Annotated in this window: 7 protein-coding genes; 5 read left to right on the top strand and 2 right to left on the bottom strand. The window is 66.8% G+C overall.

Annotation, left to right across the window (positions count from 1 at the left end; all coding sequences use genetic code 11):
* The 3 genes from DA1_RS02700 to DA1_RS02690 form a co-directional block, all read left to right on the top strand.
* Positions 1-261 (top strand): 4-hydroxythreonine-4-phosphate dehydrogenase PdxA (locus DA1_RS02700; RefSeq protein ID WP_174549353.1); only part of this gene is annotated, 261 nt, incomplete at its 5' end.
* A 28-nt stretch (positions 262-289) separates the two neighbouring features.
* A complete protein-coding gene (locus tag DA1_RS02695; protein WP_034396240.1) occupies positions 290-1,462 on the top strand; it encodes an L-rhamnonate dehydratase in 1,173 nt (390 codons plus the stop codon).
* An 11-nt stretch (positions 1,463-1,473) separates the two neighbouring features.
* Positions 1,474-2,403: a dihydrodipicolinate synthase family protein gene (locus tag DA1_RS02690; RefSeq protein ID WP_034396243.1), complete on the top strand. Its 930-nt coding sequence runs from the start codon at positions 1,474-1,476 to the stop codon at positions 2,401-2,403.
* Positions 2,404-2,425: 22 nt separating this feature from the next.
* Here DA1_RS02690 and DA1_RS02685 read toward each other — a convergent pair whose 3' ends face one another.
* Both DA1_RS02685 and DA1_RS02680 read right to left on the bottom strand, forming a co-directional pair.
* Complete coding sequence (locus tag DA1_RS02685) at positions 2,426-3,724, bottom strand: hypothetical protein (RefSeq protein ID WP_034396246.1); 1,299 nt, start codon at positions 3,722-3,724, stop codon at positions 2,426-2,428.
* Positions 3,721-4,713: a Bug family tripartite tricarboxylate transporter substrate binding protein gene (locus DA1_RS02680; RefSeq protein WP_034396249.1), complete on the bottom strand. Its 993-nt coding sequence runs from the start codon at positions 4,711-4,713 to the stop codon at positions 3,721-3,723. Before DA1_RS02680 ends, DA1_RS02685 begins: the two co-directional genes overlap by 4 nt.
* A gap of 151 nt (positions 4,714-4,864) precedes the next feature.
* Here DA1_RS02680 and DA1_RS02675 point away from each other — a divergent pair, with 151 nt between their 5' ends.
* On the top strand, positions 4,865-5,776 hold the full coding sequence (locus tag DA1_RS02675) for a LysR family transcriptional regulator (RefSeq protein WP_034396253.1): 912 nt from the start codon (positions 4,865-4,867) through the stop codon (positions 5,774-5,776).
* 51 nt (positions 5,777-5,827) lie between these two features.
* Positions 5,828-6,547: a Crp/Fnr family transcriptional regulator gene (locus DA1_RS02670; RefSeq protein ID WP_034396256.1), complete on the top strand. Its 720-nt coding sequence runs from the start codon at positions 5,828-5,830 to the stop codon at positions 6,545-6,547.
* Positions 6,548-6,564 lie beyond the last annotated feature (17 nt).

Below are 6,564 nucleotides of genomic sequence, written 5' to 3'. Positions count from 1 at the left end.
CCGGCCGACACCATCTTCCTGAAGGCCCAGGCCGGCGAGTACCAGGCCATCGTGACCATGTACCACGACCAGGGCCAGATCGCCATCAAGCTGCTGGGCTTCTCGCGCGGCGTGACCGTGCAGGGCGGCCTGCCGATCCCCATCACCACGCCGGCCCACGGCACGGCCTATGACATCGCGGGCCAGGGCCGGGCCAGCGTGGAGGCCACGTGGCAGGCCTTTCTGATCGCCTGCCGCATGGGCGCCGCGCGCCTGTGCTGACTGACTTCACTCCCTCGCCATCACCATCATGAAAATCAAATCCGTCCGCGCCCGCGTCTACGAATGGCAAGGCAAGACCGTGCCGCCCCAGGGCAACTTCTGCTCCAACGCCATGGACCTGCTCTATGCGCCGCAGGAGACCATGTCCACCTTCCGCTTCCATTCCTGGACGGTGGTGGAGATCGAGACCGACGACGGCATCGTCGGCCTGGGCAACGTGGCGCTGGCGCCGCGCATCGCCAAGGCCATCATCGACGAGTACCTGGCGCCCCTGGTCATCGGCCACGACCCATGGGACTACGAGTACCTGTGGCAGCGCATGTACCGCGCCACGCACGCCTGGGGCCGCAAGGGCGTGACCATGGCAGCCATCTCGGCCGTGGACCTGGCCATCTGGGACATCCTGGGCAAGAGCGTGAACAAGCCTGTGTTCAAGCTGCTGGGCGGGCGCACCAAGGAAAGGATTCCCTGCTACTACAGCAAGCTCTACCGCACCGACCTCAAGGCCATGCAGGAAGAGGCGCAAAAATTCCTGGACCAGGGCTTCAAGGCCTTCAAGATGCGCTTCGGCTACGGCCCGGCCCATCTGCAGGAAGGCGTGCGCGAGAACCTGCGCTCGGTCGAGGCCGTGCGCGAGGTCATAGGCTACGACTGCGACCTGATGCTGGAGTGCTACATGGGCTGGAACCTGGAGTACGCCAGGCGCATGCTCCCCAAGCTGGAGAAGTTCGAGCCGCGCTGGCTGGAGGAGCCCGTGATCGCCGACGACATCGACGGCTACGCCGAACTCAGCCGCCTCACCAGCATTCCGATCTCGGGCGGCGAGCACGAGTTCAGCCTCTACGGCTTCAAGCAGCTGCTGGACAAAAAGGCCGTCAGCGTCGTGCAGTACGACACCAACCGCGTGGGCGGCATCACGGCCGCGCACAAGATCAATGCGCTGTGCGAGGCGTTCAGCGTGCCCGTGATCCCGCATGCGGGCCAGATGCACAACTACCACCTGACCATGAGCACGCTGGCCTCGCCCATGGCCGAGTACTTCCCCATCTTCGACGTGGAGGTGGGCAACGAGCTGTTCTGGTACATCTTCGACGGCGAACCCGTGGCCGAGAACGGCTTCCTGCAGCTCAGGGACGATGTGCCGGGCCTGGGCCTCACGCTCAAGACCGAGTACCTGGACCAGTTCCGCATCGTCGAATGAGGGAGCACGCCATGCCCGGAATTTCTCGGCCGCGCTACAGCGGCATCTTCCCCGTGGTACCCACCATCTTCCACGAGGACGGCACGCTGGACCTGGCCAGCCAGAAGCGCTGCCTGGATTTCATGATCGACTCGGGCGTGGACGGCCTGTGCATCCTGGCCAACTTCTCCGAGCAGTTCCTGCTGGCCGATGACGAGCGCGAGACCCTCACGCGCACAGCCCTGGAACATGTGGCGGGCCGCGTGCCCGTGATCGTCACCACCACGCACACCTCCTCACGCGTGTGCGCCGAGCGAAGCCGCCGCGCGCAGGACATGGGCGCGGCCATGGTGATGGTCATGCCGCCCTACCATGGCGCCACCTTCCGCTTCGGCGAGCCCCAGATCCAGGCCTTCTTCCAGGCCGTGTCCGATGCCATCGCCATTCCCATCATGATCCAGGACGCGCCCGCCGCAGGCACGCCGCTGTCCCCCGCCTTCCTCGCGCGCATGGCCCACGAGATCGAGCAGGTCTGCTACTTCAAGATGGAAACCGCAGGCGCCGCCGGCAAGCTGCGCGAACTCATCGCCCTGGGCGGCGAGGCCATCGAAGGCCCCTGGGATGGCGAGGAAGCCATCACCCTGCTGGCCGACCTGCAGGCCGGCGCCACGGGCTCCATGACGGGCGGCGGCTTTGCCGACGGCATACGCCCCATCATGGAAGCGCACAGAAACGGCGACCCCGACACCGCATTCGCCCTCTACCAGCGCTGGCTGCCCCTGATCAACCACGAAAACCGCCAGGCCGGCTTCCTGGCCGCCAAGGCGCTGATGAAGGCCGGCGGCGTGATCGCCTGCGACGCGCCGCGCGCGCCCTGGCCGCCCATGCACCCCGAGGTGCGCCGCCAGCTGCTGGACATTGCGCGGCGGCTCGATCCGCTGGTGCTGCGCTGGGGGCGCTGAGGTTCCAAGGCCCCGCAAATAGCTATCTCGGGGCCTCCACGATCCCCGACACATCGAGCACATACATCTGCCGCTGGTGCTCGTGCACGGAGTCGATGCAGACCTGGCGCCCGTCACGGCTCCAGCGCGGGTGCAGGTCGCAGCGGTTCTCCTTGCTGAGATCGGGCGAGGCGTAGAAGCTGCCCAGGTCGTGGCGCTCGCCCGTGTGCATGTCGTACAGGAACAGGAAGCGCTCGTGCGTGCGGTCGTCGGGGTAGGTATCGCTGAGCAGCCAGCGCGTGTCCACGGGCGAGAAGCTCATGTGGCCGTTCTCCACCAGCACGCCTGCGCCCACCACTTGCACGTCACCGCCCTCCACATCGTCATAGAGGTGATAGTGGATCTCCCCGGCATGCGGGCCCCACACAATGATGTGGCTGTCGTCCTGCCATAGCGGATGCGAGATCTGGTATTCGGACTTTTCGTAGTCGAAGGTGCCCACGGCCAGTGGGTCGAAGTCGTCGGCCAGCTGGGGCAGCGGATGGTCCGAGCATTCGAGCAGGCGCATGTCGGAGCCGTCGGGCGCCATGGTGATCAGGCGGTGCAGAAAGCAGGTTTCGTCCTTGACGCGTTCGGTCCAGCGGTGCAGGAACAGGATGCGCGATGACGACGGGTTGACCTCGATATGGCTGACCCAGTGGATGGCCTTGTCCATCGATGTGCGGTGATGAAAGGCCTTGAGCCGCGCATAGCTGGCCAGCAGCCTGGCCTCGCCCGTCGCGACCTCCATGCGCCAGATGCCGTCGTCCTCGGGCGCCAGGGGCAAGGCGAAGGGACCACCCTCTTCGCTATAGCCAATGGTTTCGTGCGTGACGTACAGACGACGGTAGTCCACGCACAGCGCCCAGGCGCTGCTGGGTGCCACCACATAGACAGGCATGGGCAGGGTGCGCCGCTCGCCGCTGTCCACATCGATGACCACGGAGCCGAACCCCGGATAGCGCCCCCCGGAATCTGCCGTCCTGTCGTTGTGGATCAGCTGGCGGCCCGCCAGTCCGTCCAGCCACTGCAGCTGGCTGCCCATCTGCCAGTTCCAGGCGCCGGTCTCGCCCACGGCGTGGAAGCGGTCGCCGTTTTCGGTATCGAAGTAGCCGATGGACGCCCGCGCCTGGGGCGTGAGGTACTGGTCCATCCACGGCGTTTGCTGCGCCAGCACCAGGCGGTTGCTGCGGTCCCAGCTGGACTTGTTGTAGTAGCCGAAGAAGTGGTGCTGGCCGCCATCGCCCAGGCGGCGGCAGGGGGCGAAGGATGCGGGGGTGTTCGAAGTCATGGAGCGTTTCATTGGGCGGAGATGTGGCCTTCGGCGATCACGCGGTCCCAACGCTGCTTTTCGCGGGCAACGAAGGATTGCGCCTCAGGCAGGCTGTTGGCGACGGCGCTCATGCCCTGCTCTTGCAGGCCCTTGCGGAACTCGGGCGTGGCCACGACCTTTCGGATGTCGTCATTGAGCTTTTTGACGATGGCCTCGGGCACCTTGGAGGAGACGGCCACCGTGGTCCAGGAGGTGGCCACATAGTCCTTGAGCCCGGACTCGGCCGCCGTGGGCACGTCCGGCAGGGCCGCCAGGCGCTGGCTGCCCGTGACGGCCAACGCCTTGAGCTTGCCGCCGCGTATGTGCGACAGCACCGTGGGCGGGTTCTCGAACATGAGCTGGATCTGGCCGCCCAGCAGGTCGTTGAGCGCGGCCGAGCTGCCGCGATAAGGCACGTGCACGATGGGCGCGCCTGCCTGCAGCTTGTACAGCTCGCCCATCATGTGCACGGACGAGCCCACGCCGGCCGAGCCGAAGTTGACCGTGCCAGGCGCCTTTTTGGCCAGCGCCGTCAGCTCGGCCAGGTTGCTGGCGGCAAGGCTGGGCGTGGCCACCACCACATGCGGCATCTCGGCCAGCACGGTCACCACGCGCAGATCCCTTGCGGGGTCATAGGCCAGCTTGCCGTACACGCCATAGGCGGCATGCAGGCCGATGGAGCCCACCATCAGCGTGTAGCCGTCGGCCGGCTGATCGGCCACATATCGGCCTCCCAGATGACCGCCCGCGCCGGGCTTGTTTTCCACCACCACCGGCTGGCCCCAGAGCCGGCTCAGGCGGTCGGCCAGCATGCGTGCCTGCACGTCGGAGCTGCCGCCTGCAGTGAACGGCACGATGATGCGCAGCTGCCGGCCGGGCTGGGGAAAGCCGTCCTGTGCCTGGGCGGCTGCCGGCACCATGCCCGCCACGGCGGCGGCGATTACTGCGGCGGCCGTGCGGCGTGCTGTTGTCTTGTTCATGGAATCCTTTCGACGGCGCTGCCGCGCCTGGGCAATCGATGCAATGGAGGCAGTGTAGAAAGCCTGTCATCTTTGGAAAAATGCATTTTTTCGTGGCCTCTATACAGAAAAGATATACATTGCCAGCCACCCCGAGCAGGACCGAATCGCCATGTCCAGACCCCTGAGCGCCCGAGAGATCGAGGCCTTCCGTGCCGTCATGCAGACCGGCACCACCACGGCCGCCGCGCGGCTGCTGCACACCACGCAGCCTTCGGTCAGCCGGCTGCTGGCCCAGATGCAGGCGGCCGCAGGGCTCAAGCTGTTCGACATGCACAAGGGCCGGCTGCGCCCCACGGCCGAGGCCGTGGAACTGTTCGCCACCGTGCAGCAGCATTTCCTGGGGCGCGAGCGCATAGAGCGCGACCTGGCCGCACTGCGCCAGTCCGGCGCCGGCACGCTGCGCATAGGCTGCACGCCGGCCCTGGGCCTGAGCGTGATCCCGGCCGTGGTGCGCAGCTTCGCGCAGCGCTACCCGGGCACCCACATCAGCCTGCAGACCCTGGGCTCCACGCCCTTGCGCGAGGGCCTGCTGCATGGCCACTTCGACCTGGTGGTCAGCACCATGGCGCTGAGCACGCCCGAGCTGGATGCCACCGTGCTGCACCGCAGCCGCGCCGTCTGCGTCATGCACCCGGACCATGCGCTGGCCACGCGCACGCGGCTGCATGTGCGCGATCTGCAGGGCCAGTTGCTGCTGACGCTCAACGCCGATGACGACATCTACCTGCAACTGCGCAGCACCATGCAGGAGCAGGGCATAGAGGCCGGCTCCACCATGGAGACCACCTACTCCTCCACCATCTGCAGCCTGGCTGCACAGGGGCTGGGGCTGGGCGTGGTCAACCCCTACGTGGCCTCGGTGTTCGCGCGCGACCTGCGTGTGCTGCCACTGCTTCCAGCCTGCGCGGTGGAGGTGGTGCTGGCCCTGCCGCCCCAATACGCGCCCACCGAAAGGGCTGACTGCTTCGTGCAGTTGCTGCGCGAGCAATTGCACGCCTATCCGCAGGCCCGCACACCCTAAAATTGCGGCCGATTGGAGACAAGCGGTTTGCAAACGAGTACCCACGAGCCCATGCTCACCCCCGCCGAGCGCGAGGCCATCAATTCCGGCCAGTGGTTCTGCAGCCTTTCGCCCTCGCTGCGCCATGACATCCTGCGCCAGACCACGGTCCGGCGGCTCAAGGACGGGGCACTGATCTATGCACGCGGCGATGTGCCGCACAGGTGGTATGCCTGTGCGCAGGGCGCCGTGCGCATGAGCTCGACCAGCCTGTCGGGTCGGCAGACCACGCTGGCCTATGTGGAGCCGGGTGCCTGGTTCGGTGCCATGTCCACCTTTCTTGACGAGCCCCGCACGCGCGATGCCTATGCCCATGGCGACACCACGCTGCTGTGCGTGGACAAGGACAGCTTTCACGCCATCCTGGCCACGCATGTGGAGTTCTACGACGCCCTGCTGCGCCTGCAGGCCCACCGCATACGCCAGACCTACGGGCTGGTGGAAGACCTCAACACCCTGCCCCTGCGCGCACGCCTGGCCAAGCAGTTGCTGCACCTGTCGCGCAGCTACGGCACACAGGTGCTGGACGACCCGCGCGAGCTGCGCATAGGCCTGCAACTGGTGCAGGAGGAGCTGGCCCAGTTGCTGGGCGCCTCGCGCCAGCGCGTGAACCAGGAGCTCAAGCGCATGGAGCGCGACAACTGCATTCGCGTGGAAGCCCAGGGCCTGGTGGTCAGGGATCTGGTGGCCCTGCAGACCATCGTGCGCGAGGCCAGCCTGGCCGGCGCCTGAGGCCGGCGCCAGCGCGC

The organism is Delftia acidovorans NBRC 14950, assembly GCF_001598795.1.
GTDB classification, from domain to species: Bacteria; Pseudomonadota; Gammaproteobacteria; order Burkholderiales; family Burkholderiaceae_C; genus Comamonas; species Comamonas acidovorans.
This window is presented reverse-complemented; position numbering and strand designations above follow the sequence as displayed.

Coding starts and splice junctions, on each gene's coding strand:
- DA1_RS02695 (WP_034396240.1), top strand. CDS start 290: ATGAAAATCAAATCCGTCCGCGCCCGCGTCTACGAATGGCAAGGCAAG.
- DA1_RS02690 (WP_034396243.1), top strand. CDS start 1,474: ATGCCCGGAATTTCTCGGCCGCGCTACAGCGGCATCTTCCCCGTGGTA.
- DA1_RS02685 (WP_034396246.1), bottom strand. CDS start 3,724: ATGAAACGCTCCATGACTTCGAACACCCCCGCATCCTTCGCCCCCTGC.
- DA1_RS02680 (WP_034396249.1), bottom strand. CDS start 4,713: ATGAACAAGACAACAGCACGCCGCACGGCCGCCGCAGTAATCGCCGCC.
- DA1_RS02675 (WP_034396253.1), top strand. CDS start 4,865: ATGTCCAGACCCCTGAGCGCCCGAGAGATCGAGGCCTTCCGTGCCGTC.
- DA1_RS02670 (WP_034396256.1), top strand. CDS start 5,828: ATGCTCACCCCCGCCGAGCGCGAGGCCATCAATTCCGGCCAGTGGTTC.